The sequence below is a fragment of the Salinirussus salinus genome, from assembly GCF_009831455.1.
Classification (GTDB): domain Archaea; phylum Halobacteriota; class Halobacteria; order Halobacteriales; family Haloarculaceae; genus Salinirussus; species Salinirussus salinus.
Genome location: NZ_WOWO01000002.1, coordinates 53,956 through 80,241 on the forward strand (window position 1 = coordinate 53,956; position 26,286 = coordinate 80,241).

The window sequence follows — 26,286 nt, forward strand, 5'->3', positions numbered from 1 at the left end:
GTGACGCGCCGGACCGGGCTCAGGCCCGCTTTCGCCGCACCAGGTGGAGGTCGTATGGGGCGTCGGTATCGACCGAGCCGAAGGGGGTGGTCATGCGGTCTTCCGCGCCGGCCCCGTCCCCGTCCTCGGGGCGTCCGGTGCCGACGAAGACGACGCTGGCGTCGACGTCGACGGCCGTCTGCCGGACCTGGCTGGAGACCCCGTCGCCCGGCGACTCCGCGCCGGGCTCGGTGAACTGCCGCTCCGCGTCGTCGGTCGCCTCCTCGATCTTCCGTCTGAGGTCAGCGCTCGCGGTCTCGACGGCGAAGTCCTCGTCGGGCTCGATCCACCGGCGGCGCTGGGCGTAGGTGTCGCCGGTCGGGACGAAACTCACCGCGACCACCTCCTCGCCGAGCGCGGCGCCGTGTTCGACCGCGCGGGCGAGCGCTGCCTCCGAACTCGCGGAGCCGTCGTACGGGACCAGAAAGACCATACCTCACCGTTGCGCCGACGGGATTATCAATCTATTCGACGGCCCGGTTCTGGTCCCCCTCGGGACCGCCGGTAACAAAAGGCATATCTCCCGCCAGGGCCGACTGTCAACACATCCCAGACCACAATGAATGAAGTCCAACTAGAGGTGGCAAAGGCGTATCCCAACGACTCGGGGCGCGGCATCGCCCGGCTCGACCCCGACACCCTCCTGCATCTCAAGCTCTCGCCGGGGGACATCATCGAGATCGAGGGGGCCGACCGGACCGCCGCGAAGGTCTGGCGGGCCGACCGGCAGGACTGGAACACCGATACTGTGCGCATCGACGGGTTCACCCGACAGAACGCCGACGTGGGGATCGGCGAGCGCGTCGAGATCCGGAAAGCCGAGGCCGAGAAAGCCGACACGCTCGTGCTCGCGCCACCCGAGGAGGCGAGCGTGCAGTTCGGCTCGGACGCCGCGGGGATGGTCAAACGCCAGATCCTCAAGCGGCCGGTCGTCGAGCGCGACATCGTCCCCGTGATGTCGAGCACGAACCACCCGTTCATGCGCTCGCCCGGCCAGGCGATCCCGCTGATCGCGGTCGAGACGGAACCCGAAGGGGTGGTGCTAATCACCGAGGACACCGAGGTCGAACTCCGGGAGGAGCCCATCTCCGGGTTCGAGAAGACCGGCGGCGGGATCACCTACGAGGACATCGGCGGCCTCCAAAACGAGATCCAGCGCGTCCGGGAGATGGTCGAACTCCCGATGAAGCATCCCCAGATCTTCAAGAAACTCGGCATCGAGCCACCGCAGGGGGTGCTCCTGCACGGCCCGCCCGGCACCGGCAAGACGCTGCTCGCGAAGGCCGTCGCCAACGAGACCTCCGCCAGTTTCTTCTCTATCGCCGGCCCCGAGATCATCTCCAAGTACTACGGCGAGTCCGAGCAGCAGTTACGGGAAATCTTCGAGGACGCTACCGAGGAGTCGCCCTCGATCATCTTCATCGACGAGCTCGACTCCATCGCCCCCAAACGCGAGGACGTCACCGGCGAGGTCGAGCGGCGCGTCGTCGCCCAGCTGCTGACGATGATGGACGGCCTCGAATCCCGGGGCCAGGTCGTGGTCATCGGCGCCACCAACCGCGTCGACAGCGTCGACCCCGCGCTCCGGCGGCCCGGCCGGTTCGACCGCGAGATCGAGATCGGCGTCCCCGACGAGACGGGTCGCGAGGAGATCCTCCAGATCCACACCCGAGGGATGCCGCTCTCTGACGACGTCTCGCTGCCCGAACTCGCGGAGGACACCCACGGCTTCGTCGGCGCGGACATCGAGAGCCTGACCAAGGAAGCCGCGATGAAGGCCCTGCGCCGCTATCTCCCGGAGATCGACCTCGACGAGGAGGACATCCCGCCGAGCCTGATCGACCGGATGATCATCAAACGCGACGACTTCCGCGGGGCGCTCAACGAGGTGAGCCCGAGCGCCATGCGGGAGGTGCTCGTCGAGCTACCGAAAGTCTCCTGGGACGATGTCGGCGGCCTCGAGGACGCCAAGGCGAACGTCCAGGAGTCCGTCGAGTGGCCGATGACCTCCCCCGAGAAGTTCGAGCGCCTCGGCGTCGAGCCGCCGGCAGGCGTCCTGCTCTACGGCCCGCCCGGCACCGGCAAGACGCTGATGGCGAAGGCCGTCGCCAACGAGACCGACGCCAACTTCATCTCCGTGCGGGGGCCACAGCTGCTCTCCAAGTGGGTCGGCGAATCGGAGAAGGCGATCCGGCAGACCTTCCGGAAGGCCCGGCAGGTCTCCCCCACAGTCATCTTCTTCGACGAACTCGACTCGCTTGCGCCCGGCCGGGGCGGCGAGACGGGGTCGAACGTCTCCGAGCGGGTGGTCAACCAGCTCCTGACCGAGATGGACGGCCTGGAGGAGATGGAGGACGTGATGGTGATCGGCGCCACCAACCGGCCGGACATGATCGACCCGGCGCTGATCCGCTCGGGACGGTTCGACCGCCTCGTGATGATCGGCGAGCCCGACACCGAGGGCCGCGAGCAGATCCTCAAGATCCACACCGACGACACGCCGCTGGCCCCGGACGTCAGCCTGCGCGAACTCGCCGAGCGCACCGAGGGCTACGTCGGGTCGGACCTGGAGTCGATCGCCCGCGAGGCGGCCATCGAGGCGCTGCGCGAGGACGACGACGCGGCGGATGTCGACATGCGTCACTTCCGGAAGGCCCTGGAGAACGTCCGGCCGACGCTGACCGACGACATCCGGGAGTACTACGAGCAGATCGAGGAGGAATTCCGCGGCGGCACCGGCCCCGAACCCCGGACCCGCGGCGGGCGGATCGGCTTCCAGTAGACCACTTTTTACTGCGTCGGGTGCGCTCCCTTCGGTCGCGCACCGCTCCTTGTAAAAACGTGGGGAAAAACACCTTCACGCTCACTCGCTTGCGCTCGTTCGCGTGAAGCGAACCGCGCTCGCTGCGCTCGCGCGGATGCTCGCCATAGAGCGTGTATGCCGTACGGGTGAGACATCGATTTCACCGAGGTTGGACCGAATACACCGCTCAATTCAGCCCGCTTACGCCACAAAACATATTCCACGCTGCTTGCTAGCTTCTGACGTGAAAGAGCGGCGTGAATTACTCGGTCTATTGGCTGTTACTGTCAGTAGTACGCTGGCAGGCTGTTTTTTCCCGGTGGTCCAGAGTCAGGTGATCTAGTGATAAATAACGAAGACGAAACGGCCCACACGGTGAGCGTCATAGTTTCAAAAACGAGTGACAATCCCGACCGTGTTTCTCGTGACTATCCTCCCCCAACGCCCGAGGTGACTCCGGAGTGGAAACGGACGCACGAGTTTGACATCGGACCATATCAAGAACGTATCGAGGAGGATTTGTTCACGGAGCCAGGTGCCTATTACGTCGAATGTCACTTAAACGGTGGCGGGATGGCTGCCACCTGGCTTGGCCTGTATTCAGCAGGCCCAGACGGCTCAGAGGTCGCAGAAGAACTCTTTCGACTGACGATTTCCGATGACGCAACCCTAAGTATCATGACTGGGGTTGACGATTAGTCTGTATTACCCACGCTCCACCCCATAGCGACTGGAAAGATTCTATTTCGACCCAGTAATCCTTTGTCTATATTGAACGACTGAGATAGTCGCCTACTGGTTGGAGTCGGGTGACGGATACGCGGACGTACTGAGCGGACGGCATTTGCTGATCGAAACAAGACGGGACTGTAGGAAGCTCTCCGAAATACGGACGGAAGCGGTTTTCTGGGATGGCGTCGCCAGCACAGATGCTGTCGTCCAGCATCCGCGCGAGCGCAGCGAGCGCGGTTCACTTCACGCGAACGAGCGCAAGCGAGTGAGCGTGAAGGTGTTTTTCCCCACGTTTTTACAAGGAGTGGTGCGCGACCGTAGGGAGCGCACCCGACGCAGTAAAAAGTGGGAGGTTATAGTTCACCGAGCTTCCGCAGCAGCTGGCCGCGGTACTCCTCGTCGGCGCGCACGCCCTTCAGTTCGAGGACGTTCCGTTCGAGCTTGTCGAGCGCGACCCGGAAGGCGTTGTCCGCGCCGTAACCCTCGCCGGAGCCGGCGGCCTGGCCCTTGTTGGTCCGCAGCCGGATCTGGGCCTGGATCAGCGGCGTGCCGCGGTGGGTCTCCTTGTGTTCGTGAAACCGGACGTGAGCGTGCTGGACCTGCATCTGGCCGTACTTGTCGGCGACGCCCTCGATCTGCTGGCGGACCTGCTCGCGGGTCAGCGTCTCCAGCAGCCGGATGTTGGTGATCTGGACGTCCATGTGCTCCTCCTCGGTGTAGGTCAGCGCCCGGAGCACGTCGGTTTTGGTGATGATACCGTCGACGACGCGGTCGTCGTCCTCGGGCGTGACCACGAGCCCCGCGTAGTCGCTGTCGAGCATCCGCTGGACGGCCGCGCGCACCGACTCCTCGCCCGTCGTCGTGGCCACGGGACTGGACATGATGTCGTAGACGGGGATGTCGAGTACCCGGTCGTTGCCGCCCGAGCGGTCCCCGCGCGTCGTCTTGTCCATGTCCCGGACGACCACTTCGACGATGTCGTGGGTGGTGACCATCCCCGAGAGGTGGCCGTCCTCGTCCAGAACGGGGAGCCGGGAGACGTCGTTCTCCCGGAGGAGGTTGATCACGCGGCCGATGTGGGTGTCCTCGTCGATCGTGACGACGTCGTCGGTAGCGATCTCCCCGACAGTCAGCGCGTCGAGGTTCTCCAGAACTGCCTCGAGGATGTCGTCTTCCGAGACGATCCCCCACAAGCGGTCGGCCTCGAAGACGGGGGCGATCTTGGTCTTTCCCTCGACGAGCACGCGGGCGACCTTCCGGACGTCGGCCGTCCGGTCGACCTTGGGGGCGGACTGCATCAGGCGTTCGACCTTGGCGTCGTCGTCGACCCGGGACTGGACGAGCTGGCGCTGGGCGAGCACCCCGGCGTACTCGCCGTCCTCGGTGACGACGAGCCCCTTCGGGTTCTCGCGCTCGAAGATCGACCTGACCTTCCCCAGTCGTTCGTCCGTTTCGACGGCAACGTACTCGCTGGTCGCGATATCGGCAATATCCATCGTGGGGTCCCTCTCTCCGGAGGTTCGACGCGCGCGGTAATCAAAGTTGGTTCTCGCTCCCATCCCCGGGCAGTCCCCGAAACCCACACCCGCCCCGGCCCGGCGTACACGCTTTTCTCCCGCCAGCCCCTCTCGGGTAGTGTGCTGCCCGATATCACCGTCTTCGGCGAGTACACCTACCTGGCCACCGAGCTCATGTGGGGGACCGTCGCGCTCGCCCTGCTCGCGTACGCCGGCGCGTGGCGGGCGGCCGCCCGGACCGTCCTGGTGCTGTACCCCTTCGCGCTCGCGTGGGACTGGTACACGCTGACCGTCGGCGTCTTCGAGATCCCGCTGCGGACCGGCGTCGAACTGCTCGGGGTCCCACTCGAGGAGCACATCTTCATGGTCCTGGTGCCGGCGATGGTCGTCGGCACCCACGAGAGTCTCCGGAAGCTGCGCGGTCCCGCGGGTGCCGGGCGAGCGGACGAGTCGGGACCGGAGGCGGGAGAGCGGGTCTAACTGTTCTGGGCTGCCGCGGTCACCATGCCGACGCTCTGGCCGACCCCGACGCCCGCGAGCCCCCCGATGACCCACTCCGGACCGACCCCCATCCCGTTCGCGGCCGCGGCCGCGTACACGACGGCGCCCGCGAGCGAGAGTACGCCCGCGAGGAAGTACACCTGCCGGAACGGCGCGTCGGTCACGAGGTTGCCGGTCTGGAGGTACGCGGCCCCGGGGAGCAGCATCCACCCGTACAGCGACACACCCAGCAGCGCCTCGTTCGGGGGCGAGAGCCAGAGGCCGACGGTCCCCGCGAGAGTGAGCGGCAGGCCGGCAAACAGGACCAGCCGCCAGATGCGCAGCACCGGCCCGGTCATCTCGGCGGCGCCGGCCACGATGAAGGCCACGAGCAGCACGTCCATCACGACCAGCGCGATCAGGAGCGTCCGCTCGCTCACCGCGCCCTGGTGGGCGCCGGCAGTGACCAGCCAGGCCGCCGGGACGAGCCCGGCCGGCGCGAGGTCGGTTACGCGCCCCATGCCTCCGGCTGTGACCGGCGCGCTGTTGGCTGTTCCGGTCGCATCCCGGCGAGAATCCGGGTCACTGTCGGCCCACCGCCCCGGCCGACGGCCGGCGTCGACGGTGGCCGGAGACGGTCCTGGCCTGTCGTGTATCTCGCATTACAGGTACGGTTACGGCCGGCCCGGATTAGTGTTACGTACCGTTCGCGTGAGAGGTGCGTACCACCGCGAGTCCGCGCCACCGCCCGGCATTCGGTGAGGGCACCTTTTTGCCCGTGGGGTCCGACCAGTACTGCATGGCAGTACCAGCCCCCGACCTCTCGGGACAGGTGGCAGTCATCACGGGATCGACACGCGGCATCGGGCGCGCGCTCGCGCTCCAACTCGCCGAGTACGGCGCCGACATCGTCTCGACGGGCAAGACCGTCGACGACAGCGATTCCGACCTCGAGGGAACGATCCACAAGACCGCCGACGCGGTCCGCGAGCGCGGCTCCGAGGCGCTTGCGGTCCAGCTGGACGTGCGCGACCCCGACAACTGTCAGCGCGTCGTCGACGAGACCCTCGACGAGTTCGGCCGGCTCGACATCCTCATCAACAACGCCTCGGCGATCCAGATGGGGGAGATCGGCGAGCTCCCGATGAACCGGTTCGACCTGCTGATGGAGGTCAACGTCCGCGGGACATACGCGATGACACAGGCGGCCCTGCCGGCGCTGCGGGACGGTGGCGGGCGCGTCATCACGAACGCGCCGCCCCTGGAGGTCGACCGCGTCCCCGGGATGGCGCCCTACGCTTTCTCGAAGATGGGGATGGCCTTCATGACCCTCTCGCTGTCCGGCGAGGAGGAGGACGTCGCCGCGTCGACGCTGTGGCCGGTCACCGCCATCGAGACCCGCGCGACCCGCTACTTCGGGATGGGCTCAGAGGAGGACTGGCGGAGCCCGCAGGTCTACACCGACGCCGCCTCCGTCCTGCTCGACCGCGACCCCGCCGAGGTCGACGGCCACTCCTTCTACGACGAGGAACTGCTCGCGAGCGTTGGCGTCGAGGACTTCGACCAGTACGCGCTCGTCGAGGGGTCGAACCCGCCGCCGTCCTCCGCCGAGATGTTCGGCGCCGACTTCGCCCGGGACTGGTAGCAGGGCACGTCGCCGCGCCACCGGCCGGGCAACTGTGGCGCGTCGGCCCCGCCCTCTCCCCGACCCGTCATCGTAACGATTAACAACTCACTCAGTGACACGTTAGATACGATGAACGTCGAGCCCTCCACCGAAGACCAGCTCGGTCTGCTCGTCTATGCTCTGTTCCTCGTCGGCGCCGTGCTCGTCGGTCCCCTCGAAGCGGTACTGGGGCTGGCCCTCTACTGGCTCCTCGCCAGGTGGCGGACGGCCGCGGGTAAGCCAGCCTGACCGGCGGCCGACCGGCCGCGCGAGCGTGACTGTCGACACCCAAACCCATACCGTGCTGGGCTGTGAACGGATGGTATGCTCGAGCCTGGCGATCCGGCACCGGCAGTCAGCGCACAGAACCAGCACGGCGAGACGGTCTCGCCGGACTTCGAGGAGCCGACGGTCGTCTACTTCTACCCGAAGGACTTCACCGGCGGCTGCACCATCGAGGCAAACGACTTCCAGGATACCCTCCCGGAGTTCCAGGAGGCCGGCATCACGGTCTACGGCGTCTCGATGGACGACGTCGAGACCCACGCGGACTTCGCCGAGGAGGAGGGGGTCACCTTCGACCTGCTCGCGGACCCCGACGGCGACGTAGCAGAGGCCTTCGGCGTCGACACCAGCGAGGGGTACACCGACCGGGTGACCTTCACCGTCGCCGGCGGGGAGGTCGCGGGCGTCTACGACCCCGCGCTCGCGGACCCGGAGGGTCACGCCGAGGAGGTCCTGCGGGACCTCCGCGGGGAGTAAGTCCCCGCCAGGCGACGCCTCAGTCGACGACGCCCTGCTCGCGGAGTCGTTCGACCTCCTCGTCGGAGTAGCCGTGGGCAGCGAGCACGTCGTCGGTGCTCTCACCCAACTCCTGTGGCGGGACCCGGAGGCTCGTCGCCAGGTTCCGGAAGTGGATCGGGTGGTCGATCACCTGGGCGTCCTGGCGCTCGTCGCGTTCGGCGGTCACCTTCAGCCCCCGCTGGGTGACGTGGTCGTCCTCCCAGACCGACTCCGTGTCGTGGATCGGGCCCGCCGGGACGCCAGCGTCGTGGAGGCGTCCGACCCACTCCTCGACCGTCGCCTCGGCGAGGGACTCCTCGAGCTCGTCGCCGAGCTGGTCGGTGTGCTCGACGCGCCTGTCCCGGTGGTCGAAGCGCTCGTCGGTCAGCAGGTCCTCGCGACCCAGTTCCGCACAGAGTGCCTCCCAGAGGCTGTCCGTGCTCGCCGCGATGACGAGCGAGCCGTCGGCGGCCTCGAAGACGCCGAAGGGGGCCGCGGAGGGGTGGTAGGTGCCGAAACGGGGGAAGGGCTCGCCGGTGCCCCAGGTGTAGCCCGCCCGGGCACAGAGCCAGGAGATGGCGGCGTCGAACATCGGCACCTCGACCCACTCCCCCTCGATCTGTCCGGTCTCGCGGGCGTACAGGGCGGCGAGAACGCTCTGGACGGTGTAGGTCGCCGCCGCGAGGTCGCCGCTGGGCAGCCCGGACCACAGCGGCGGCGTCTCCTCGGTCCCGGTGATCGACATGATCCCGCTCATCGCCTGGACCACCATGTCCCAGGCGGGGACGTCCTCGTAGGGGCTGTCCCGGCCGAAGCCACTGATCGAGCAGTAGACGACCTCCGGGTTGATTTCGCGGACATCCTCGTAGGACAGGCCGAAGTTCTCGACCCGGCCGGGTTTCATGCTCTCGACGAAGACGTCAGCGTCCTCCAGCAGCGTGCGAGCGACCTCCTGGCCCTCCTCGGATTTGAGGTCGAGTGCGACGCTGTGTTTGTTCCGGTTGATGGTGTCGAAGTACTCGGGGTAGGGGCTGAACTCCCGGGCGCGGTCGCCCCGGCCGATGGCCTCGATCTTCACGACCTCGGCCCCGAGGTCGCCCAGAAGCATCGTGGCGAAGGGGCCGGCGATCACCTGCGTGAGGTCGACGACCGTGACGTCGGAGAGGGGGAGCTGCTCGGCTGTGGCGTTCGTCAGTGGCATCTCCCCTGGGGTACCGCCCCCCGCGCCTTAGAGGTCGGGGTCCGGGCCGGCCCCGCGGTTCGCGCTGGCCCGGAACCGCTCGGCCGGTCGCGGCGGTGCTCACTCGACGGGCTCGACCCGGACGGCGCTGTGTTTGTACTCGGGGATCTTCGCCTCCGGGTCGAGCGCGTCGCCGGTCAGCGTGTTCACCAGCGGGTCCGCGTAGTGGAAGGTCATGAAGACGGTTCCCTCGCGGATGCCGGGGGTCACCTCGGCCTCGACGGTGACCGACCCGCGGTCGTTTGCGACCCGGACCTCGTCGCCGTCGGCGACCCCACGCGCGGCGGCGTCGTCGGGGTGGATCTGCAGGACGTCCTCGCCACGCATGCGCACGAGCGTCCCGGAGCGGCGGGTCAGCGCCCCGCTGTTGAAGTGCTGGAGCACGCGGCCGGTCGTGAGCACGAGGTCGCCGTCCGCCAGGTCGTCGGCCGGCGGGACGTGGTCGACCGGGACGAGCGGCGCGGTCGGCTCCCCGGCCGCGAACTCCTCCTCGTGGAGGACGTCCGTCCCCGACTCCGCGCCCTCGGGGAACGGCCACCGGCCGTAGCCGTCGCCGATGGACTCGTAGCTCAACCCCGCGTACAGCGGGCTCACGCCCGTCAGCTCCTCGAAGACTGCCTCCGGGCCGTCGTACCGGAACGCCTCCGGCCGGTCGGTGACGCGTGCCGCGACCGTCCGGAGGACCTCGAGGTCCCGGCGGGCCTCGCCCGGTGGCTCGGCGTTGGCGCGCATCCGCATCACGCGGCGGTCGGTGTTGGTTACCGTCCCCGACTTCTCGGCCCAGGCGCTGCCCGGGAGGACGACGTCGGCGAGTTCGGCGGTCTCGGTCTCGAAGAGGTCGAGCACGACGAGGAAGTCCAGGTCCGCGAAGGCCCTGGCGACCTCGGAGGCGTTGGGCTCGGTCACCGCGGGGTTCTCGCCGAAGACGAACGCGCCCCGTATCTCCTCGCCGAAGCGGTGGGTCAGCTCGACCTCCGTGAGGCCGGGCTCGGCGGGCGGCTCGACGCCCCAGGCGTCCGCGACCCGTCGGCGGGCGTCGGCGTCGGTGACCGGCTCGTAGCCCGGGAGCACCGAGGGTAAGGCTCCCACGTCGCCGGCGCCCTGGACGTTGTTCTGCCCGCGCAGCGGGTTGACGCCGGTGCCCGGCCGGCCGACGTTGCCCGTCAGCAACACGAGATTCAGCAGCGCGTGGACGTTGTCGGTCCCGCAGTGGTGCTGGCTCATGCCCATGCCCGTGAACGCCGCCGCCCGGTCGGCCGTGGCGAACGTGCGGGCGGCCTCCCGGAGGTCCGCAGGGTCGACCCCTGCCATCTCGGCGTTCGCGTCCACGTCCACGTCCGCGAGGTGGTCCCGGAGCGCGTCGACCCCCTCGGTCCGCTCGTCGACGAACGCCCCGTCGACGAGGCCCTCCTCGAGGACGACCTTGCACATGGCGTTCAGCAGGGGGATGTCGTAGCCCGGGCGGACGGGGAGGTGCAGGTCCGCGGCGTCGGTCGTGTCGTTCGACCGGGGGTCGACGTGTATCAGGTCCGTCCCCTCCCTGACCGCCGGCAGCAGGTACGACCGGAAGATGATCGGGTGTTGTTCGGCGGGGTTGGCGCCGGTGACGAGATAACAGTCCGCCTCCGTCAGGTCCTCCAGGGTGTTGGTCATCGCGCCGACGCCGAAGCGGGCGGACATGGCGGCGACCGTCGAGGAGTGACAGAGTCGCGCGCAGTTGTCGACGTTGTTGGTCCCGAGGACGCGGGCGAGCTTCTGGAAGAGGTAGTTCTCCTCGTTGGTGCAGTTCGAGGAGGCGAAGAAGGCCAGCGCGTCGGCGCCGTGCTCGTCGACGATGTCGCGCATCGCCGTCTCGACGCGGCCGAGCGCCTCGCCCCAGGGAGCCGTCACGAGCGTCCCGCTCTCGCGGACCAGCGGCCGCCGCAGGCGGTCGTCGTGGTCGACGACCTCCCACGCGGCCGCGCCCTTCGGGCAGATCTCCCCGCGGGTGTTCACCGGCGCCTTCCAGCCCGTCGCGCGCCCGTCGCCGGCGTACTCGATACCACAGCCGACCCCACAGTACGGACAGACCGAGTGTCGTGGTTCGAAGCTACGTTCGCTCATACTCTCAGTACGACGCGGGTCGTATCAGTGTGTAGGGTGAGTGCCACATCCGCGACATGCCGTCACACGGCGTGTTTTTATGTCGGGGGCGGCCCGCCTCGGCCGGGGCCCGGTCAGGCCGGTGAGCTGCCCCGGGCCCGGTCCGGCCGGTGGGCGGGCCGCCGTCGTGGCCCCGGGGTCTATGTAGCCCGCCCGCCTCGTCCCGGCATGGCAGACAGCTTCGACGCCGACCGCGTGGAGACGGTGATGTTCGACTCCTTCGGCACGCTCGTGGACACGACCTCCGCTTCGCGGGTGCTGGAGGACCTGGTCGAGGAGCCCGAGACCGTCGCGCGCCGGTGGCGCTCGAACGCGTTGACCTACTCGCTGGTCGCGAACGACCTCGACCGGTACGAGACCTACTTCGAGCTGCACCGGCTGGGGCTGCGCGACGCGCTGCTGGCGGAGGGCGTCGACCTCGACGACGACCGACTGCACGAGCTCACCATGGTGTATCACGACCTCGACCCGGTCGAGGGGGTCGCGGAGGGGATCAGGCGGCTCGCGGAGGCCGGCTACCGCCCCTCGGTCTGCTCGAACGGCAACCCCGAGATGCTCGAGGCGCTCGCGGAGTCTGCGGGCATCGCGGACAGCGTGGCGGAGCTGGTCAGCGCCCACGAGATCCGGCGGCTCAAACCCGCCCGCGAGCTCTACGAACACGCCGCCGCCCGGGTCGGTTCCCCACCCGGCCGGGTCGCCCACGTCACCGCCCACTGGGTCGACGTCCAGGGCGGGATGAACGCCGGGATGCAGGGTGTCCACCTCCGGCGGGAGGAGGGCGGCGAGTGGCCCTCCTTCGGCCCCGGCCCGACGCTCACCGTCGACTCCTTCGAGGAGCTGTGTGACCGGCTCGGGGCATGAGAGTTCACACCGGACCGGAGACCGCCACTCCGTGGCCGTGCGGGCCAAGCTATAAGCGCCCGACCGGCGAGTGAGTGGCATGGTCAACCCCACGTTCACCGACATGCGTCCGGAGCTCGGCCAGCCGGTCGAGGATCTGGAGACGCCGGTCGTCGTCGCCGACCTGGACGCCATGGAGCGCAACCTCAAGCGCTTCCGCGAACTGGCCGACGAGCACGACGTGGCCGTCCGTTCGCACACCAAGGCCCACAAGACGCCGGCGGTCGCCCGCCGACAGGAGGAGGCCCTCGAGGGGGGCGTGCTCTGTCAGACGCTGAGCGAGGCGGAAGTGATGGCCCGGTACGGCATCGAGGACGTGCTGCTGGTCTGTCCGGTCGTCAGCGAGCCGAAACTCGACCGGCTGTGCTGGGTGGCCGACCACGTCGACCGCTTCGCGGTGCTGGCCGACGAGCCGGAACACGTCGCGAGGCTGGGGACCGCCGCCGGGCGCAACGACACGACGGTCGGGGTCGTCCTCGAGGTCGACGTCGGGCTGGGCCGCCTCGGTGTCGAACCCGGTAAGCCAGCGGTCGACGTCGCCGAGGCCGTCCGCGAGCAGCCCGGCCTTGCCTTCGACGGCATCCTCGGCCACGACGGTCACGTTCCCTACATCGCGTCCTCGGAGTCGGAACTCGAGGAGCTGTGCGCGGGCGTCGCTGCGGACCTCGAAGAAACAGTCGAGGCACTCGAAGGGGCCGGAATCGGGGTCGACCGCGTGACCAGCGGCGCGACCGCCACGGCCCCGCTGATGGCCGCCGAGGACGTCGTCACGGAACTGGACCCCGGCCGGTACATCTTCAACGACGCCGCACTGCTCGAGCAGGGGGCCGTGGACCGCGCGGACTGCGGGGCGACGGTGGTGACGACGGTCATCGGGCGGCCGACCGGGGACCGCGCCATCGTCGACGCGGGGTCGAAGACCCTCTCCTACGTCGACGGCCCCGACCCCGTCCCGGTCGGACGCGACGACGTCTCCTTCTACCGGAAGTCCTCCGAACACGGGTTCGTCGACGTCAGCGAGGCCGACGTCGCGGTCGGCGACCGCCTGGAGTTCGTCGTGCCGAACCTCTGGGCGGTGGCCAACCTCCACGACACTCTCCCGGCGGTTCGGGACGGGCGCGTCGAGGAGGTCTGGCACGTCGAGGCCAGAGGCAAGGACACCTGAGCGACCCGCGTCGAGGACCGGACGGCTACCTCCCGAACAGGTCCCGGACGTAGTCGTTGAGAAAGACGCCGTCGGGGTCGAGTGACTCCCGGACCGTCTGGAAGTCGTCCCAGCGGGGGTACAGCGACGCCAGGTCCGCGGCCGTTCGGTTGTGGTGTTTCCCCCAGTGAGGGCGCCCGCCGTAGGAGCGGAATATCTCCTCGGCGCGCTCGAAGAAGTCGGCGTAGGGTTTCTTGTGGTACTTGTGGATGGCGATGAAGACGGTGTCGCGGCCGTGGGCCGGGCTCAGCAGGATGTCATCGCCCCGGACGTAGCGGTATTCGACGGGGAAGGAGACGTCGTCGCGGCTGGCGACCAGGTCGCTGACCTCGCGCATCGCGGCGGGACCGTCCTCTGCGGGGACACCGTACTCCATCTCGTTGAACCGGATGTCACGGACGGAGGGGAAGACCTCGTGGCTCGGCCCGGTCTCGGTCTCCTCGACGGTCGCACCCGGGAGGTCGGGGCCGTGTTCCCGCCCGACCCGGTTGATCGTCTTCACCTTGGCGACGTCCTCGTCGGGATACCAGAAGAACTCCGCGTGGCGGTTTCGAGCGAGGAGGCCGTCGATCTGCTCCAGCGCGACCTCGAGGTCGACGGCCCGCTTGACCATCTCCACCTCGTAGGCCGGCAGCAGGTCCAGCGTCACCGCGGAGACGATCCCGAGCGCGCCCAGCGAGACCTGCCCCGCCCCGAACCGGTCGCCGTCGGCGGGCGAGAGGGTCAGGACCTCCCCGTCGGCGGTCACCAGCCGGAGTTCGGCGACCTGGGTCGCGAGGACGCCGAAGTCCGTTCCGGTGCCGTGCGTGCCGGTGGCCAGCGCGCCGGCGAGCCGCTGCTGGTCAATGTCGCCCATGTTCTCCATCGCCAGCCCTTCCTCGGCGAGGGCGGCGTTCATCTCCTCCAGACGCGTGCCCGCGCGAACCGTCGCGTACCCGCCCTCGCCGGCGTCCCCCGCCCCGTGGTCGACGGATTCGACGCCGGTCAGCCCCTCCATCGAGACGAGGATGTCGTCGGTCTCGCCCAGCCGTGTGAACGAGTGGCCCGCCCCCACTGCGCGGATGGTGTCTTCCGGCGCGTGTCGTTCGACGACCTCGACCAGCTCGGCCTCGGATTGCGGCTCGTAGACGTCCGTGGGCGCGGCCTCGACGCTTCCGGACCAGTTCTTCCAGTGCTCGCTCATCCCCGGAGACGAGAACCACCAGCGTGAAAACGGTTGCCACGCCAGGCCCGCGAGCCGTCCACGTCGCGGCCGTGACACGGCCGGCAACTCGGTTCCCGCCACGACCGCGGCAGTAATCACCACAGCCCGCGTAGCAGGCTCCATGCGCGACGAAGAAGAGATCCGCGAGCAGTACGAGTTCCTGAAAGCCGAACTGGAGAGCGACCAGATGCGCCACGAGAACATCCGACAGCTGTTCACCTACTACAAGCGCGCGCTCGGGTGGGTCCTCGAGGAGGAGTACATCTGAACCCTCGGCGACAACCCCGTGCCGGGGTCGGGAGTCAACCTCGCCGTCGTCGCTAGACGTCCCGAAGCGTCGCGACCAGTTCGCGGTCCAGCGTGTTCTCGGGCAACCGGTCGACCCACTCGGCGGTCTCGATCCCCTCGCCGTCGAGGCCGGGCTGTGTCGCGACGTCGGTCGTCACGGGAGTCGCAGTGTAGGTGGCGAACCCGAACTGGGTCTCCCGGTTGCCGTGAACGGCAGTCTGTTCGGTCACCGCACACAGTTCGTCGACGGAGACCCGGACGCCAGTCTCCTCGCGCACCTCGCGTCGCAGTGCCTCCTGGAGGCTCTCCCCGGGCTCGACGCCGCCGCCGGGGACCGACCACCGGTCGCGCTCCCGGATGAGGAGGACCCGCCCGTCGTCGTCGGTCACGACCGCGCCGACGCCCCACTCCAGCCCGTTCCGGACGCGCCGTTGCAGCCTGTCGAAGACTTCGCGGTCGAGTGGTCGCGTCTGTTCCCGGTGGCGGACCCCGGCGTGTCGCTCCAAGAGCCCCTCGACCGTGGGTGCCGAAGCCATTGCCAGCCCCCACCGGGCTGGCGGAAAAATAGCTACCGGAACCGTGTCGGGCCCCCCGGGGCCGGCGACGCGCACGGCCACACCGACACTTACCACCCCGGCGGGAGAAGAGGTCGCCACGAGGATGTACGGGGGACACTTCCCGCCACAGGGACACGAGGAGATGCTCCGCTCGCCGCCGTTCGCCTTCGTCGACGGCGAGAACCGGGAGGTGGACGTCCGCGTCTACGGCCACGGACCCGTGGACGCGGAGTTCGAGGCGCTGGTGGAGATGTACCTCGATTTCGACCCGTCCTTTCGCACGCTCGGGATCCCGCCGGTCGACGAACCCCGGGTCCGCGAGTGGCTCGAGACGATCCTCGAGGGGTACAGCACGGTCGCCTGGCACGACGACCGGGCCGTCGGCCACGCCGTGCTGGTCGAGGAGCCCGACGACGGCCACGAACTCGCTATCTTCCTCCACCAGGAGTACCACGGCGCCGGCATCGGAACGCAACTCCTCGAGGCGTTGCTCACCCACGGCCGCGAGCACGGCGTCGACCATGTCTGGCTGCTCGTCGAGGGGGACAACCGCCCGGCCGTGAACCTCTACAACGACGTCGGGTTCGTGGTCACCGACAGCTTCCAGGGCGACGTCGAGATGGCGCTGGCGATGTGACGGCCGGCCGCGCGCCGTCACGGCGCAGCCGGCCTCTCCGGGGTCCACTCCGCCTCCGACCCGCACGTATCGGCAATCCAAACGTCACCGAGACGCTCGTACGTTTATCAATCGCCGTCGTGTCACTCGATGTGATGTTACGTCGGGAACTTCTTCGGGCAACTGGGGGACTCGGCGCCGTGGCCGTTGCCGGCTGTAGCGGTGGGGCGGACGGCCCGGCCTTCGAGGAGGGCTTCGAGGACGGGCTGGGTGACTGGGAGAGCGGGGCTGCCATCGGTCCGGAGGTCGAACTCGAGGACTTCGAGTGGGAGTTCGGCGTGTCCGGGGCCGAGGCGGCGTCCGGCGAGCGCTCGCTGCGGATCTGGAACGAGGGGGACCACGACGACGGCGTGACCTGGGGGGTGCATCCGGTCCCCGTCGAACCCGGGAGGGCCTACGAAGTCACGGTCACGGCCCGGTTCTGGAGCGAATCGGAGTCGTTCAACACCCTCCGGGATGCGGTGATGCGGCTCGGACCGCAACCCCCGGACGCCGAGGAAGATTTCCCGCAGCCGGGCGTGAATACGACCGCTCTCGGGGAAACACCCTACGGCGGACTCCGGGAACCCCTGTGGCTCGCCGACGGCTGGCGGGAGTACCGGTTCGTCTGGACGACGCCCGAACTATCCACCGACACGCTCTACGTCGCGCTCGGCCACGCCGTGATCTGGGAAGGCGACGCGACCCACTACGTCGACGACATCAGCGTCGAGTTCGAGGAGCGGTGATGACGGGCTCGTTTGGGCGTGACCTCTCCGGGAAGAAGTCGCCCGGCGATGACCATCGGTCTGCCTCGGTACAGGGGGGGTCGGTCCGCGACCAGCAAAAACGTGTGACACCAGGGGGGCTGGTGGTCACGGGGGGTGGGGACAGGGGGGATAGGGCGGCAACGTTCGCCGCCAGCAGAGCGTACGGTGGGGACATAAAAATGGATGTCGCACGTTTTCAGAGCCAGCAAACCTGGGACGCGCCCGTTCCGTAGCCAGGCAGGCCCGTCGCCGGAGCGGGTGGTGTGGCCGGACTGGCAGTCACTCTCTCCGTTTCCAAAAATATAAATATATATTCACATCATTCGGATATCGAAGATGTGCGGGAATCAGTACATTTATCCTCTGGTGGTTTTTCGGCAAGTGTGTGACAAACCAATACAGTCGACGATCTCTCATTTCTGCCCTCGTGGCGAGTGGTGCAGTGGCAACCGCCGGCTGCAGTTCGCTGACCGGCGGAGGTGACGGAGGAGAGTCACCGACAGTCGACGACCCGGCCGACGCTGCCACCCCGGGGGAAGCAGATCCGACGGAGACGCCGACTGCGGAACCGACAGACACAGCAACGGAAACCGAAGAACGAACCCCGACACCCGAACCGACGCCGGCGCTGGAAACACTCGGAGACCGGATATTCGCCCAGGAGGCTTGGTTCTTCGACGAACAGCCCCGCCAGCGGGCTGTGCTCAACCAGCTTGCCGATGACCTCCTTTCACGGGTTGACGAGTTCCGGGCAGCACCGGCAGACGTCACGACCGAGGATGTCGAAACTCTTGTTCGTGATGTCGATAACCTCGCGGACAGATTAAGCGCTGTTGGGACCGAGCACTACACTACTGGCGAGGATATCAGTATCTACGAACGGCCCTTCAAAGAATTCTATGCCGAGAAACGAACTGAGGCTGCTTCAGCTATCAAAGAAGCGATCGAATTCCAAGATACTGATACGATCAAGAAAGAGCTGAACGAATTCTGGAGGGGGATTCCGGACCCAGGGTGGAGTACGACCGACTCGGGTGCTGAAACTACGCCAGGGACCGTACTCAATATTTACAGCAACGTTCGTAACGACTCATTTGATGACCACCTCTTGGACACCGGCATATTCCGGTTGCCGTACTTGGTGCTCGGGAATCTTGAAGGAAAGAGTTTTACCGTGACTTGGCCCGATCTGTATTTTCCACGCCGCGACGAACGGTTGACGATCAGCGGAGGATTAAATGATATCGAAACGCTCCGCTCGCGCGCAGGTCGCTATCGCCAACCCTTCGAGACGGGGGCTGCTGTCGACGAGCTCTTCTGGACGGCGAAGATCACAGGTGACCGCTTCGATAACCGGTTCTCGGAAGGGCACCTGTATCAGTTCTCGGACGACGCCACAGCCGCAGAGACGTACTCTTCATTCATCGACGCGGTTCCGACTGAGGGGACTGCGGAATTCAAGGTCGGCACGGCCGACAAGGTTGGCCTCGTCTCGGAGGGTGGCGGCGATACGCTGTATGCCTACAGTATCCAGCGCGGGTCCTACGTGCTCATCTTCAACGGCCACGTCCAGCGGTGGGAGGAGCGTGGATTCAAAAACGACATCGGCCTGTGGTCGTACCGTGGTGAGCTCTGAGGAGAAATGAGGCGTACCTTTTGTCGTTCGAACGCGGGACGCGGACTGCTTGTTCGCGCCGTAACAGATGCAGGTGGCAGTCGATGAACCGTCGAACGTACCTGCAGGCGGTCGTCGCGACGGGTGTAGGAGCCGGTCTGTCCGGCTGTCTGGATGGCGAGTCCGGACTGGCGGGAAAAGAAATCACGACGCAGACGCCAGTGCCGTTCTCCCCGGCCGACGACCCGTGGCAAGAGTTGACGGAAAATCGGGACCGGAATTCGATCTCCGCCTCGGGACGGGGGAGGCTACAGCGCGGGGAATACGCCTCGTGGCAATTTCAGACCGGGCTGAATCCGAGTCTCTCGTACAGCCTGACTGTCGACGGCGAACACTCGCTCGACGTGTTTCCGATGGCAGGCGATGCGTATGGCGTCTACCGGGAGCGGCGGGAGGCCCGGTTCTACGACAACGTGGTTGCTGTCGGCGCGTCTGATACGACTCGCGGGGGCGAGATCGGGAGAGGTGCAGTCTACCAGCTGGTCTTTGACAACACCGAGGTCTTCGGGAGCGCCGCGGAGTCAGCCGTCCCGTTCGAGTTCGAAGCAACGGCAACCTACGAGACGTAACCTGCCTTCGTATCCGACATCGCCGCGCTGGCCGGATCGCCAGCAAGCCGGAGGCGAGGAGCACAGGGTAGCACCACTCGCGCGTTTTGTTCGGTACGTCCCGTCGGAGAGCCACGTCGGGTAACTCGAGGAGTGGCAACGGAACGGGATTGGAAGCATCCCGTCGAGGTCACGGCGGATATCCGCGTGCCAACCGACGGTTCGACTCCCCTTCAGGCCATGTCCCAAACCTTCCACTGGTCCCCGTCCTTTCGCATCTCCAGTTGGAGGGAGCCAGTCTCGCCGCGCACGGATGCCGTGACCTCGACGATGGCCGAGTCGTCGTTTTGCTCGACGACCTCCGTTCCCTCGACGCTGACGTCCGCCTCTTCCATCATACCCAGCCCTGACCCGGTGATCTCTCCCCGGACGGGACTCTCGGGGTGAACGAGCGAGCGGACTTCCTCGGCGTTGCCCTGGTTCGCAGCCTGGATGAAGTTCTCGGCCGCACCGCCTGGCCCACCGCCGCCGACGATCGGGAGACTATCTATACACCCTGACATAGCACTCGTTACCACGATCCCGCTAAGGCCCAGGAACTGTCGACGTTCCATGCCGGGAAAACAAAAAGGAACTAAATAAACAAATTCCGGAACGTATCTCGACAGTATCTCTGGGACGGAACAGGTCGGTGGTGGCTCATGAGCGGACCGGTGTACCGGTATAGTGCTCTGCGCCCGAGCTTCTACCACTTCCCAGTCACACCTCCCCGCAGTGCAACAAACGTCGCCACCCCGTTGGACTTTCTCCGCTCGCGGGTAGGACCGATAGGATAGTGGTGGTAAAACTCACCAGCAGCGAAAGAAAATATATGAAAGCGACGGGGGAAGCGGACCTTCCCTAAATTTGACCGTTCCTCTTTCGTCCCCTGTGTCCTCGTTTTCGATGACTTGCGCCTCATACATGCACCACCGCCGACCGGCAAGGAATGCGGTCGTGGTCTTCACCGGGGGCCGGGACTGCTCGTCCGGCACGGCTCGCGAGGCAGGCTGGGGGACGGCTCCAACGCACCGGTGGTCGGGCGGCCGCGTTCGAAGTGCACCAGTTATTTGTAGACACTGACCAGCACCGTAGCACAACCAACGGATGACCAACGAGCAGTACTCACGACGGGACTGTCTCCTCGCGGCTGGAACAGTCGCTGCAGTCGGCTCAGCTGGCTGCACGAACGCGCTCTCGGGCGCGACTCAAACACCGCCGATAGAGAGCATCGAGCCGGACTGGACAGTTGATGTTGCCGGATACTTCGAGTCAGACCCGGTCATCGCTGGTGACACACTGTACGTCGGGGCAAATGAGCCCGACCGGCCGAGGAATACGCTGTATGCACTCGACCACACGGACGGGTCGGAAACGTGGACAGCGACGGTCGAAGGCGGGCTTGAGGCACCGCCAACCGTCGCCGATGGAGTCGTGTACGCGGTGACGAATGAGAATCGCGTCTACGCGTTTGACGCCAGCGAGGGCACCGAACAGTGGCAGTTCAGGCGTACCGCGGGGGACACGCTGCGTGCGGCACCAGCCGTCGCTGGTGACACCGTCTACGTGGGGGCACTGAGCACGACCACGGACGGGAGAGTCGCCGGGCTGTACGCGCTCAACCGGGCCGACGGGTCACAGCAGTGGATGCAAAAGACACGGGGCGGTGTCGGAGGGGCGCCAGTCGTCGTCGATGACACCATCTATTCGGCGACGGTAGATGGCTGGCTGACAGCACGGAACACGTCCGATGGGACCAGACAATGGCGCCAAATCATTGCGAGCGACGCGACGAACGCAGGGCCAGTGGTCGTTGGCGATACCATCTATGCGGGCGGAGTGAACGGCTTCGACGGGGCGGCTGTCGCGATCGACCGCGCCTCCGGGGACGAACTGTGGCGAGCCGAGCTCGAGGATTGGCCAGGCGCGTCCGTCGCTGTTGCAGGAGAGACAGTCTACGTCGGGATCGAGGAACCAGCATTAGTCTACGCACTCCGCACTAGTGATGGGAGTACCCGGTGGTCACACGAACTCGGCGGCCAGATCCACTCCCAGCCCGTCGTCACCGAGAACCACGTTTATGTCGCAGGTGACAACGTCCTCGCACTCGACAGAGACGGCGGTACACCCCGCCTGCGACTCGAATCCGAGGGATATCACTATCTCTCCACAATCGCAGAGGGAACTCTCTATGTCGTGAATAGTGAGGGCAGACTCCAGGCGCTCCCGACTGCCTGACGTGCTTGGCCGGTGACGATCTGCTGGCAATGTTGCGGTATCGATACCCGTCCTTGACGGCTCACCGCCACCATCTACGGAAACCGACAGGTAAGCGGTGGTCAGAATCACCTATGCCCCAAGAAACCGTCTTAAGGGGATGGGTTCGGGCAGATTTGAACTGCCGGCCTCCTCCATGTCAAGGAGGTGTCATAACCAGCCTAGACCACGAACCCTCGGTCTGTTTCAGTGCACTCTCCAGTTCCCCGCAGGGATAATTGAATGTTTCGAACTCGCGGACGCCGCGACCCCGGCCCGCGGGCGACAGGGTTAAGTTGATGTACGGATTTGTCCACTATAACACGGATACGTACACTGGTGACAACACATGCAAGAGTACATCGAACGGGTGACCGAGGGCGACGACCTCACACAGACAGAGGCCCGCGAGGCGGCCACGGCGGTCTTCGAGGGGGCGACGGAGGCACAGATCGGCGCGCTGCTGGCCGGGCTCCGCTCCAAGGGCGAGACCGAGACGGAGATCGCGGGCTTCGCCGAGGGGATGCGCGTGGCTGCCCGCACGATCGACCCCGACCGGGAGACGCTGGTCGACACCTGCGGGACCGGGGGCGACGACCACGACACGATCAACGTCTCGACGACCAGCGCGATGGTCGCTGCCGGAGCGGGCGTCCCCGTCGCCAAGCACGGCAACTACTCGGTCTCCTCCTCCTCGGGCAGCGCCGACGTGCTCGAGGAGGTCGGCGTGAACGTGGAGGCAGAACCCCCGGCCGTCGAGAGCCACATCGAACAGGAGGGCGTCGGGTTCATGCTCGCGCCGGTCTTTCACCCGGCGATGAAGGCGGTCATCGGCCCCCGGAAGGAACTCGGGATGCGCACCGTCTTCAACGTGCTCGGCCCGCTGACCAATCCCGCCGGCGCGGACGCACAGGTGGTGGGCGTCTACGACCCGGAGCTCGTTCCCGTGCTCGCCCGCGCGCTCGGCCGGATGGACGTCGAGCGCGCGATGGTCGTCCACGGGTCGGGGCTGGACGAGATCGCCGTCCACGGCGAGACGACCGTCGCCGAGGTCGACAACGGAGCTGTCTCGGAGTACACGCTTACGCCGGCCGACCTGGGACTGGAGCAACACCCCATCGGGGCCATCGCCGGCGGTACCCCCGAAGAGAACGCCGCGGACATGCAGGCGATCCTCGACGGCGAGGAGCGGGGCGCAAAACGGGACATCATCCTCGCGAACGCCGGCGCCGCGGTCTACGTTGCCGGCGCCGCGGGCTCCCTCGAAGCGGGCGTCGACCGCGCGGCGGAGGCCATCGACTCCGGCGCTGCCGCCGCGAAACTCGAGGCCCTGCGGGCGCTGGAGGCATGACCCGCGTGAAAATCTGCGGGGTGACCCGCGAGGCCGACCGTGAGGCTGTCGTCGCGGCAGGGGCCGACGCGGTCGGCGTCATTGCCGACGTGCCTGTCGACACGCCCCGCGAGGTGACGGCCGAGCGGGCCGGTGACCTCGTGGCCGGCGTCCCGCCGCTCGTGACGAGTGTCCTCGTGACGATGCCCGACAGCGTCCAGGGCGCCGTCTCCCTCCAGCGCGAGGTGGCCGCCGACGCCCTCCAGGTCCACGCCACACTCCCCCCGGAGAAGGTCGGCGGGCTCCGGGCTCGCGTCGACGCGAACGTCGTCGCCGCCGTGGACGTCGACGACGACCTCGCGGGCTACGCCGCGGTCGCCGACGCCCTCCTCGTGGACTCGACGGACGAACAGGGTGGCGGCGGCACCGGCGAGACCGTCGACTGGGAACGGACCCGCGAGCGGGTGGCGGACCTGGAGGTCCCGGTCGTGCTCGCGGGCGGACTCACCCCCGGCAACGTCGCGGAGGCCGTCGAGACGGTCGACCCCTTCGCCGTCGACACTGCCACGGGCGTCGAGCGCGAGGGCGGCGTCAAGGACCACGACGCGGTGCGTGCCTTCGTCGGCGCGGCCGGGAGGGGAGCGGCGTGACCGACACGGGCGCCGCGGACAGCGGCGAGGGGGCGATGGACTGCTCGCGGGAGGCCTTCGTCGACCGGGCGGCCGGCGAGCGCCCGGCGGTCGTGCGAGCGACGGCCAGCCTGCCCGACGTGGAGCCGCTTTCGGCCTACGCCGCGCTGACCGGCCGGACGACCGACGCCGACGCGAGCGAGTACGCCTTCCTGCTGGAGAGCGCCGAAAAGGTGGCCTCGAGCGACCCCGACGGTGCGTTCGCGCCCGCCCGCGAGGACCGCCACGCGCGCTTCTCCTTCGTCGGGTACGACCCCGAGGCGGTCGTGACCGTCGACCCGGACGGGGCGGGGGTGGACCTGCTCGCCGACCGCTACGCGGACCTGCTCTCGCCGGCGGGCGAGGACACGGTCGACCGCCTGCGGGGAGCGCTGCCGGACCTGCCGCTGCGCGGGTTCCCGGACAGCGACCGCCAGCACCTCGAGGGCGGTCTCGTGGGCTTTCTCTCCTACGACGCCGTCTACGACCTCTGGCTCGACGAGGTCGGGCTCGAGCACCCTACCTCCCGCTTTCCCGACGCGCAGTTCGTCCTCACGACCCGGACGCTCGTTTTCGACCACGCAGAGGACAGCGTCCAGCTCGTGTTCACGCCGGTCCTCCGCGAGGGCGAGGACGCGGGCGCGTGCTACGACCGGCTGGCGGCCGAGGCCGACCGGGTCGCGGGCCTGCTCGAGGGAGCGCGGGCGCCCGAGACCGACGGCTTCCGCCGCGAGCGCGAGGAGGCCGGCCCGCGCGAGGAGTACGAGGCGGCCGTCGAGCGCGCGAAGGAACACGTCTACAGCGGCGACATCTACCAGGGGGTCATCTCCCGGACCCGGGAACTCTACGGCGAGGTGGACGCGCTGGGCTTCTACGAGGCGCTGCGCTCGGTCAATCCCTCGCCGTACATGTACCTGCTGGGCTACGACGACCTCCAAGTGGTGGGCGCGAGCCCGGAGACGCTGGTCTCGGTCAGCGGGGACGAGGTGATGTCCAACCCGATCGCGGGAACCTGTCCGCGCGGGACGAGCCCGGTCGAGGACCGCCGGCTGGCCGGCGAGATGCTCGCCGACGACAAGGAACGGGCCGAGCACACGATGCTGGTCGACCTGGCGCGCAACGACGTCCGCCGGGTCGCAGAGGCCGGCAGCGTCCGCGTCGAGGAGTTCATGAACGTGCTCAAGTACTCCCACGTCCAGCACATCGAGTCGACGGTCACGGGGACGCTTTCGGCCGACTGTGACGCCTTCGACGCCGTCCGCGCCTCGTTCCCCGCGGGGACGCTCTCGGGCGCCCCGAAGATCCGGGCGATGGAGATCATCGACGACCTCGAGCGCACACCGCGGGGTCCCTACGGGGGCGGCGTCGGCTACGTCTCCTGGCAGGACGACGCCGACTTCGCGATCGTGATCCGGTCGGCGACGGTCGAAGCACTGGACGAGGACGAGCGCGAGCACGAGGGCGAGCGCCAGCGCGTCACCGTCCAGGCCGGCGCCGGGATCGTCGCCGACAGTGACCCCGCCGCGGAGTTCGACGAGACCGAACAGAAGATGGACGGCGTGCTGGCGGCCCTCGAGCGGATCGAGCGCGAGGACGCCGACGCCGGAACCGGGGAGGGGGCCGAGCCTGGCCCCGAACCGGAGGTGGACGGATGAGCGCAGAGAGCGCCAGTGCGAGCGGGGGTACGACTCCCCGCGTTCTCTTCATCGACAACTTCGACTCCTTCACCTACAATCTCGTCGAGTACGTCAGCGAGCACGCCGAGACGACCGTCCGCCGGAACACGACGAGCCTGGAGGAAGTCCGGCAGGTCGACCCGGACGCCATCGTCGTCTCGCCGGGGCCGGGCCACCCGAAAAACGAGCGCGACGTCGGCGTCACGAACGACCTTCTGCGGGAGGTCAGCCCCGAGGTGCCCACGCTGGGGGTCTGTCTGGGGCTGGAGGCGGCCGTCCACGCCTACGGGGGCGAGGTCGGGCGCGCGCCCGAACCGGTCCACGGGAAGGCGGTCCCGATCCACCACGACGGGCGGGGCGTCTACGCGGGGCTCGACCAGGGCTTCCAGGGCGGCCGGTACCACTCGCTGGTCGCCGTCGAGGTGCCGGACTCCTTCGAGGTGACGGCGACGACCGAGGCCGACGGCGAGGAGCTGGTGATGGGTGTGCGCCACCGCGAGCACCCCATCGAGGCCGTCCAGTTTCACCCGGAATCGGTGCTGACGGCGGTCGGTCACGACGTGATCCGCAACTTCCTGGACGGCGTCTGAACCGTCGCCCGGCGCCGGTCCCCGCTCACCGGCCGCCGCTCAGAACACGCCGGTCTCGAAGCCCAGGCCGGCGAGCACCCAGAGGGCGACCGCGACCGCGAGCGCGATGAGCACCAGCCGCCACGCCACCGCGAGCACGACCCGGCCGATGAGGACGATAGCTGCCAGGACCACGAGCGCGACCAGCAGCGCCGGTGGCGACCCGAGCGGCCCGAACTGGAGGACCCAGAACATAGCCGAACTGGTCGCCGAAGAGGTATAAGTCAGGTGGCCGACCGTCCGTCCAGATCTCCACCCGAAACCCCCTTCCGGTTCCACTGCGGACCCCGCGCTGTCCCCGATTCCTTCCCGGCCAGTTTCAGTTTCACTCCGGTCGCGTCACCATTAAGAGGAGCCAACCACTTGATGAACTCCGTAGCACCCACCCCGGTCGGACGGGCGAATCGGGGAAACACAACAGCATAGTGACAACGATATCGAAAGGGCAGAACCACCGGAGGGAAACCTTATTCCCCCCGGAGACC

Annotated in this window: 27 protein-coding genes and 1 tRNA gene; 18 read left to right on the plus strand and 10 right to left on the minus strand. The window is 67.7% G+C overall.

The annotated features are described in order from the left end of the window. Positions 1-19: 19 nt before the first annotated feature. Positions 20-472: a universal stress protein gene (locus tag GN153_RS03535; RefSeq protein WP_159899896.1), complete on the minus strand. Its 453-nt coding sequence runs from the start codon at positions 470-472 to the stop codon at positions 20-22. A gap of 126 nt (positions 473-598) precedes the next feature. On the opposite strand from GN153_RS03535, the gene GN153_RS03540 reads away from it, so the two are divergent. Both GN153_RS03540 and GN153_RS03545 read left to right on the plus strand, forming a co-directional pair. After that, positions 599-2,821 carry a CDC48 family AAA ATPase gene (locus GN153_RS03540; protein WP_159899898.1) on the plus strand — a complete coding sequence of 741 codons (2,223 nt, stop codon included), beginning with the start codon at positions 599-601 and terminating at the stop codon, positions 2,819-2,821. A 396-nt stretch (positions 2,822-3,217) separates the two neighbouring features. Then, entirely contained in the window at positions 3,218-3,541 is a 324-nt protein-coding gene (locus GN153_RS03545) for a hypothetical protein (protein WP_159899900.1), read from the plus strand. A 386-nt stretch (positions 3,542-3,927) separates the two neighbouring features. On the opposite strand, the gene GN153_RS03550 is transcribed toward GN153_RS03545, so the two are convergent. Continuing rightward, the gene (locus GN153_RS03550) at positions 3,928-5,070 is read right to left on the minus strand and encodes a CBS domain-containing protein (protein ID WP_159899902.1); all 1,143 of its coding nucleotides are present in this window, start codon (positions 5,068-5,070) and stop codon (positions 3,928-3,930) included. A gap of 141 nt (positions 5,071-5,211) precedes the next feature. Here GN153_RS03550 and GN153_RS03555 point away from each other — a divergent pair, with 141 nt between their 5' ends. Next, positions 5,212-5,571: a lycopene cyclase domain-containing protein gene (locus tag GN153_RS03555; RefSeq protein WP_236544747.1), complete on the plus strand. Its 360-nt coding sequence runs from the start codon at positions 5,212-5,214 to the stop codon at positions 5,569-5,571. Here the strand turns inward: GN153_RS03555 and GN153_RS03560 are convergent. Then, entirely contained in the window at positions 5,568-6,092 is a 525-nt protein-coding gene (locus GN153_RS03560) for a hypothetical protein (protein ID WP_159899904.1), read from the minus strand. The genes GN153_RS03555 and GN153_RS03560 overlap by 4 nt on opposite strands. Positions 6,093-6,370: 278 nt before the next feature. Here GN153_RS03560 and GN153_RS03565 point away from each other — a divergent pair, with 278 nt between their 5' ends. The 3 genes from GN153_RS03565 to GN153_RS03570 all read left to right on the plus strand — a co-directional run bounded on the left by GN153_RS03565 (position 6,371) and on the right by GN153_RS03570 (position 7,999). Then, positions 6,371-7,216 carry an SDR family oxidoreductase gene (locus GN153_RS03565; RefSeq protein ID WP_159899906.1) on the plus strand — a complete coding sequence of 282 codons (846 nt, stop codon included), beginning with the start codon at positions 6,371-6,373 and terminating at the stop codon, positions 7,214-7,216. Between the two features lie 111 nt (positions 7,217-7,327). Beyond that, positions 7,328-7,486 carry a hypothetical protein gene (locus tag GN153_RS17435; protein WP_201287804.1) on the plus strand — a complete coding sequence of 53 codons (159 nt, stop codon included), beginning with the start codon at positions 7,328-7,330 and terminating at the stop codon, positions 7,484-7,486. A 75-nt stretch (positions 7,487-7,561) separates the two neighbouring features. Next, positions 7,562-7,999 carry a peroxiredoxin gene (locus GN153_RS03570; RefSeq protein WP_159899908.1) on the plus strand — a complete coding sequence of 146 codons (438 nt, stop codon included), beginning with the start codon at positions 7,562-7,564 and terminating at the stop codon, positions 7,997-7,999. 19 nt (positions 8,000-8,018) lie between these two features. Here the strand turns inward: GN153_RS03570 and GN153_RS03575 are convergent, their stop codons facing one another. Further along, complete coding sequence (locus GN153_RS03575; protein ID WP_159899910.1) at positions 8,019-9,221, minus strand: CaiB/BaiF CoA transferase family protein; 1,203 nt, start codon at positions 9,219-9,221, stop codon at positions 8,019-8,021. 99 nt (positions 9,222-9,320) lie between these two features. Then, positions 9,321-11,363 carry a formate dehydrogenase subunit alpha gene (gene fdhF / locus GN153_RS03580; protein ID WP_159899912.1) on the minus strand — a complete coding sequence of 681 codons (2,043 nt, stop codon included), beginning with the start codon at positions 11,361-11,363 and terminating at the stop codon, positions 9,321-9,323. A gap of 207 nt (positions 11,364-11,570) precedes the next feature. Here fdhF and GN153_RS03585 point away from each other — a divergent pair, with 207 nt between their 5' ends. Beyond that, the gene (locus GN153_RS03585; RefSeq protein ID WP_159899914.1) at positions 11,571-12,263 is read left to right on the plus strand and encodes a haloacid dehalogenase type II; all 693 of its coding nucleotides are present in this window, start codon (positions 11,571-11,573) and stop codon (positions 12,261-12,263) included. Positions 12,264-12,342: 79 nt separating this feature from the next. Then, on the plus strand, positions 12,343-13,467 hold the full coding sequence (locus tag GN153_RS03590) for an alanine racemase (RefSeq protein WP_159899916.1): 1,125 nt from the start codon (positions 12,343-12,345) through the stop codon (positions 13,465-13,467). 25 nt (positions 13,468-13,492) lie between these two features. Here the strand turns inward: GN153_RS03590 and GN153_RS03595 are convergent, their stop codons facing one another. After that, positions 13,493-14,689: a D-arabinono-1,4-lactone oxidase gene (locus GN153_RS03595; RefSeq protein WP_159899918.1), complete on the minus strand. Its 1,197-nt coding sequence runs from the start codon at positions 14,687-14,689 to the stop codon at positions 13,493-13,495. Positions 14,690-14,831: 142 nt separating this feature from the next. Between GN153_RS03595 and GN153_RS17440 the strand changes: the two genes are divergently transcribed. After that, entirely contained in the window at positions 14,832-14,978 is a 147-nt protein-coding gene (locus tag GN153_RS17440) for a hypothetical protein (protein WP_201287805.1), read from the plus strand. A gap of 52 nt (positions 14,979-15,030) precedes the next feature. Here the strand turns inward: GN153_RS17440 and GN153_RS03600 are convergent, their stop codons facing one another. Then, entirely contained in the window at positions 15,031-15,534 is a 504-nt protein-coding gene (locus tag GN153_RS03600; protein ID WP_159899920.1) for an NUDIX hydrolase, read from the minus strand. A 124-nt stretch (positions 15,535-15,658) separates the two neighbouring features. Here GN153_RS03600 and GN153_RS03605 point away from each other — a divergent pair, with 124 nt between their 5' ends. The 4 genes from GN153_RS03605 (at position 15,659) to GN153_RS03620 (ending at position 19,224) form a co-directional block, all read left to right on the plus strand. Further along, positions 15,659-16,192, plus strand: coding sequence for a GNAT family N-acetyltransferase (locus tag GN153_RS03605; protein WP_159899922.1), 534 nt, complete (start codon positions 15,659-15,661; stop codon positions 16,190-16,192). 134 nt (positions 16,193-16,326) lie between these two features. After that, positions 16,327-16,959, plus strand: coding sequence for a hypothetical protein (locus GN153_RS03610; protein ID WP_159899924.1), 633 nt, complete (start codon positions 16,327-16,329; stop codon positions 16,957-16,959). A gap of 406 nt (positions 16,960-17,365) precedes the next feature. Continuing rightward, positions 17,366-18,616: a hypothetical protein gene (locus tag GN153_RS03615; protein ID WP_159899926.1), complete on the plus strand. Its 1,251-nt coding sequence runs from the start codon at positions 17,366-17,368 to the stop codon at positions 18,614-18,616. Between the two features lie 83 nt (positions 18,617-18,699). Further along, on the plus strand, positions 18,700-19,224 hold the full coding sequence (locus tag GN153_RS03620; protein WP_159899928.1) for a hypothetical protein: 525 nt from the start codon (positions 18,700-18,702) through the stop codon (positions 19,222-19,224). 212 nt (positions 19,225-19,436) lie between these two features. Here the strand turns inward: GN153_RS03620 and GN153_RS03625 are convergent, their stop codons facing one another. Then, positions 19,437-19,766: a DUF4878 domain-containing protein gene (locus GN153_RS03625; RefSeq protein ID WP_159899930.1), complete on the minus strand. Its 330-nt coding sequence runs from the start codon at positions 19,764-19,766 to the stop codon at positions 19,437-19,439. A gap of 583 nt (positions 19,767-20,349) precedes the next feature. Here GN153_RS03625 and GN153_RS03630 point away from each other — a divergent pair. After that, a complete protein-coding gene (locus tag GN153_RS03630) occupies positions 20,350-21,480 on the plus strand; it encodes an outer membrane protein assembly factor BamB family protein (RefSeq protein WP_159899932.1) in 1,131 nt (376 codons plus the stop codon). Positions 21,481-21,620: 140 nt separating this feature from the next. On the opposite strand, the gene GN153_RS03635 is transcribed toward GN153_RS03630, so the two are convergent. Further along, a tRNA-Val gene (locus GN153_RS03635) sits at positions 21,621-21,695 on the minus strand. A 152-nt stretch (positions 21,696-21,847) separates the two neighbouring features. On the opposite strand from GN153_RS03635, the gene trpD reads away from it, so the two are divergent. The 4 genes from trpD to trpG are packed head-to-tail and all read left to right on the plus strand — an operon-like array spanning position 21,848 to position 25,762. Then, a complete protein-coding gene (trpD, locus tag GN153_RS03640) occupies positions 21,848-22,849 on the plus strand; it encodes an anthranilate phosphoribosyltransferase (protein ID WP_159899934.1) in 1,002 nt (333 codons plus the stop codon). Continuing rightward, on the plus strand, positions 22,846-23,478 hold the full coding sequence (locus GN153_RS03645) for a phosphoribosylanthranilate isomerase (protein WP_159899936.1): 633 nt from the start codon (positions 22,846-22,848) through the stop codon (positions 23,476-23,478). Before trpD ends, GN153_RS03645 begins: the two co-directional genes overlap by 4 nt. A 35-nt stretch (positions 23,479-23,513) precedes the next feature. Further along, complete coding sequence (trpE, locus tag GN153_RS03650) at positions 23,514-25,151, plus strand: anthranilate synthase component I (protein WP_159902168.1); 1,638 nt, start codon at positions 23,514-23,516, stop codon at positions 25,149-25,151. Next, on the plus strand, positions 25,148-25,762 hold the full coding sequence (trpG, locus tag GN153_RS03655; protein WP_159899938.1) for an anthranilate synthase component II: 615 nt from the start codon (positions 25,148-25,150) through the stop codon (positions 25,760-25,762). Before trpE ends, trpG begins: the two co-directional genes overlap by 4 nt. A gap of 39 nt (positions 25,763-25,801) precedes the next feature. On the opposite strand, the gene GN153_RS03660 is transcribed toward trpG, so the two are convergent. Further along, the gene (locus GN153_RS03660) at positions 25,802-25,996 is read right to left on the minus strand and encodes a hypothetical protein (RefSeq protein WP_159899941.1); all 195 of its coding nucleotides are present in this window, start codon (positions 25,994-25,996) and stop codon (positions 25,802-25,804) included. Between the last annotated feature and the right edge of the window lie 290 nt (positions 25,997-26,286).

Bases quoted from the DNA above. Each gene is read 5' to 3' on its own strand.
- GN153_RS03535 (WP_159899896.1), bottom strand. From the start codon at position 472: ATGGTCTTTCTGGTCCCGTACGACGGCTCCGCGAGTTCGGAGGCAGCG.
- GN153_RS03540 (WP_159899898.1), top strand. From the start codon at position 599: ATGAATGAAGTCCAACTAGAGGTGGCAAAGGCGTATCCCAACGACTCG.
- GN153_RS03550 (WP_159899902.1), bottom strand. From the start codon at position 5,070: ATGGATATTGCCGATATCGCGACCAGCGAGTACGTTGCCGTCGAAACG.
- GN153_RS03560 (WP_159899904.1), bottom strand. From the start codon at position 6,092: ATGGGGCGCGTAACCGACCTCGCGCCGGCCGGGCTCGTCCCGGCGGCC.
- GN153_RS03565 (WP_159899906.1), top strand. From the start codon at position 6,371: ATGGCAGTACCAGCCCCCGACCTCTCGGGACAGGTGGCAGTCATCACG.
- GN153_RS17435 (WP_201287804.1), top strand. From the start codon at position 7,328: ATGAACGTCGAGCCCTCCACCGAAGACCAGCTCGGTCTGCTCGTCTAT.
- GN153_RS03570 (WP_159899908.1), top strand. From the start codon at position 7,562: ATGCTCGAGCCTGGCGATCCGGCACCGGCAGTCAGCGCACAGAACCAG.
- GN153_RS03575 (WP_159899910.1), bottom strand. From the start codon at position 9,221: ATGCCACTGACGAACGCCACAGCCGAGCAGCTCCCCCTCTCCGACGTC.
- fdhF (WP_159899912.1), bottom strand. From the start codon at position 11,363: ATGAGCGAACGTAGCTTCGAACCACGACACTCGGTCTGTCCGTACTGT.
- GN153_RS03585 (WP_159899914.1), top strand. From the start codon at position 11,571: ATGGCAGACAGCTTCGACGCCGACCGCGTGGAGACGGTGATGTTCGAC.
- GN153_RS03590 (WP_159899916.1), top strand. From the start codon at position 12,343: ATGGTCAACCCCACGTTCACCGACATGCGTCCGGAGCTCGGCCAGCCG.
- GN153_RS03595 (WP_159899918.1), bottom strand. From the start codon at position 14,689: ATGAGCGAGCACTGGAAGAACTGGTCCGGAAGCGTCGAGGCCGCGCCC.
- GN153_RS17440 (WP_201287805.1), top strand. From the start codon at position 14,832: ATGCGCGACGAAGAAGAGATCCGCGAGCAGTACGAGTTCCTGAAAGCC.
- GN153_RS03600 (WP_159899920.1), bottom strand. From the start codon at position 15,534: ATGGCTTCGGCACCCACGGTCGAGGGGCTCTTGGAGCGACACGCCGGG.
- GN153_RS03605 (WP_159899922.1), top strand. From the start codon at position 15,659: ATGTACGGGGGACACTTCCCGCCACAGGGACACGAGGAGATGCTCCGC.
- GN153_RS03610 (WP_159899924.1), top strand. From the start codon at position 16,327: ATGTTACGTCGGGAACTTCTTCGGGCAACTGGGGGACTCGGCGCCGTG.
- GN153_RS03620 (WP_159899928.1), top strand. From the start codon at position 18,700: ATGAACCGTCGAACGTACCTGCAGGCGGTCGTCGCGACGGGTGTAGGA.
- GN153_RS03625 (WP_159899930.1), bottom strand. From the start codon at position 19,766: ATGTCAGGGTGTATAGATAGTCTCCCGATCGTCGGCGGCGGTGGGCCA.
- GN153_RS03630 (WP_159899932.1), top strand. From the start codon at position 20,350: ATGACCAACGAGCAGTACTCACGACGGGACTGTCTCCTCGCGGCTGGA.
- trpD (WP_159899934.1), top strand. From the start codon at position 21,848: ATGCAAGAGTACATCGAACGGGTGACCGAGGGCGACGACCTCACACAG.
- GN153_RS03645 (WP_159899936.1), top strand. From the start codon at position 22,846: ATGACCCGCGTGAAAATCTGCGGGGTGACCCGCGAGGCCGACCGTGAG.
- trpE (WP_159902168.1), top strand. From the start codon at position 23,514: ATGGACTGCTCGCGGGAGGCCTTCGTCGACCGGGCGGCCGGCGAGCGC.
- trpG (WP_159899938.1), top strand. From the start codon at position 25,148: ATGAGCGCAGAGAGCGCCAGTGCGAGCGGGGGTACGACTCCCCGCGTT.
- GN153_RS03660 (WP_159899941.1), bottom strand. From the start codon at position 25,996: ATGTTCTGGGTCCTCCAGTTCGGGCCGCTCGGGTCGCCACCGGCGCTG.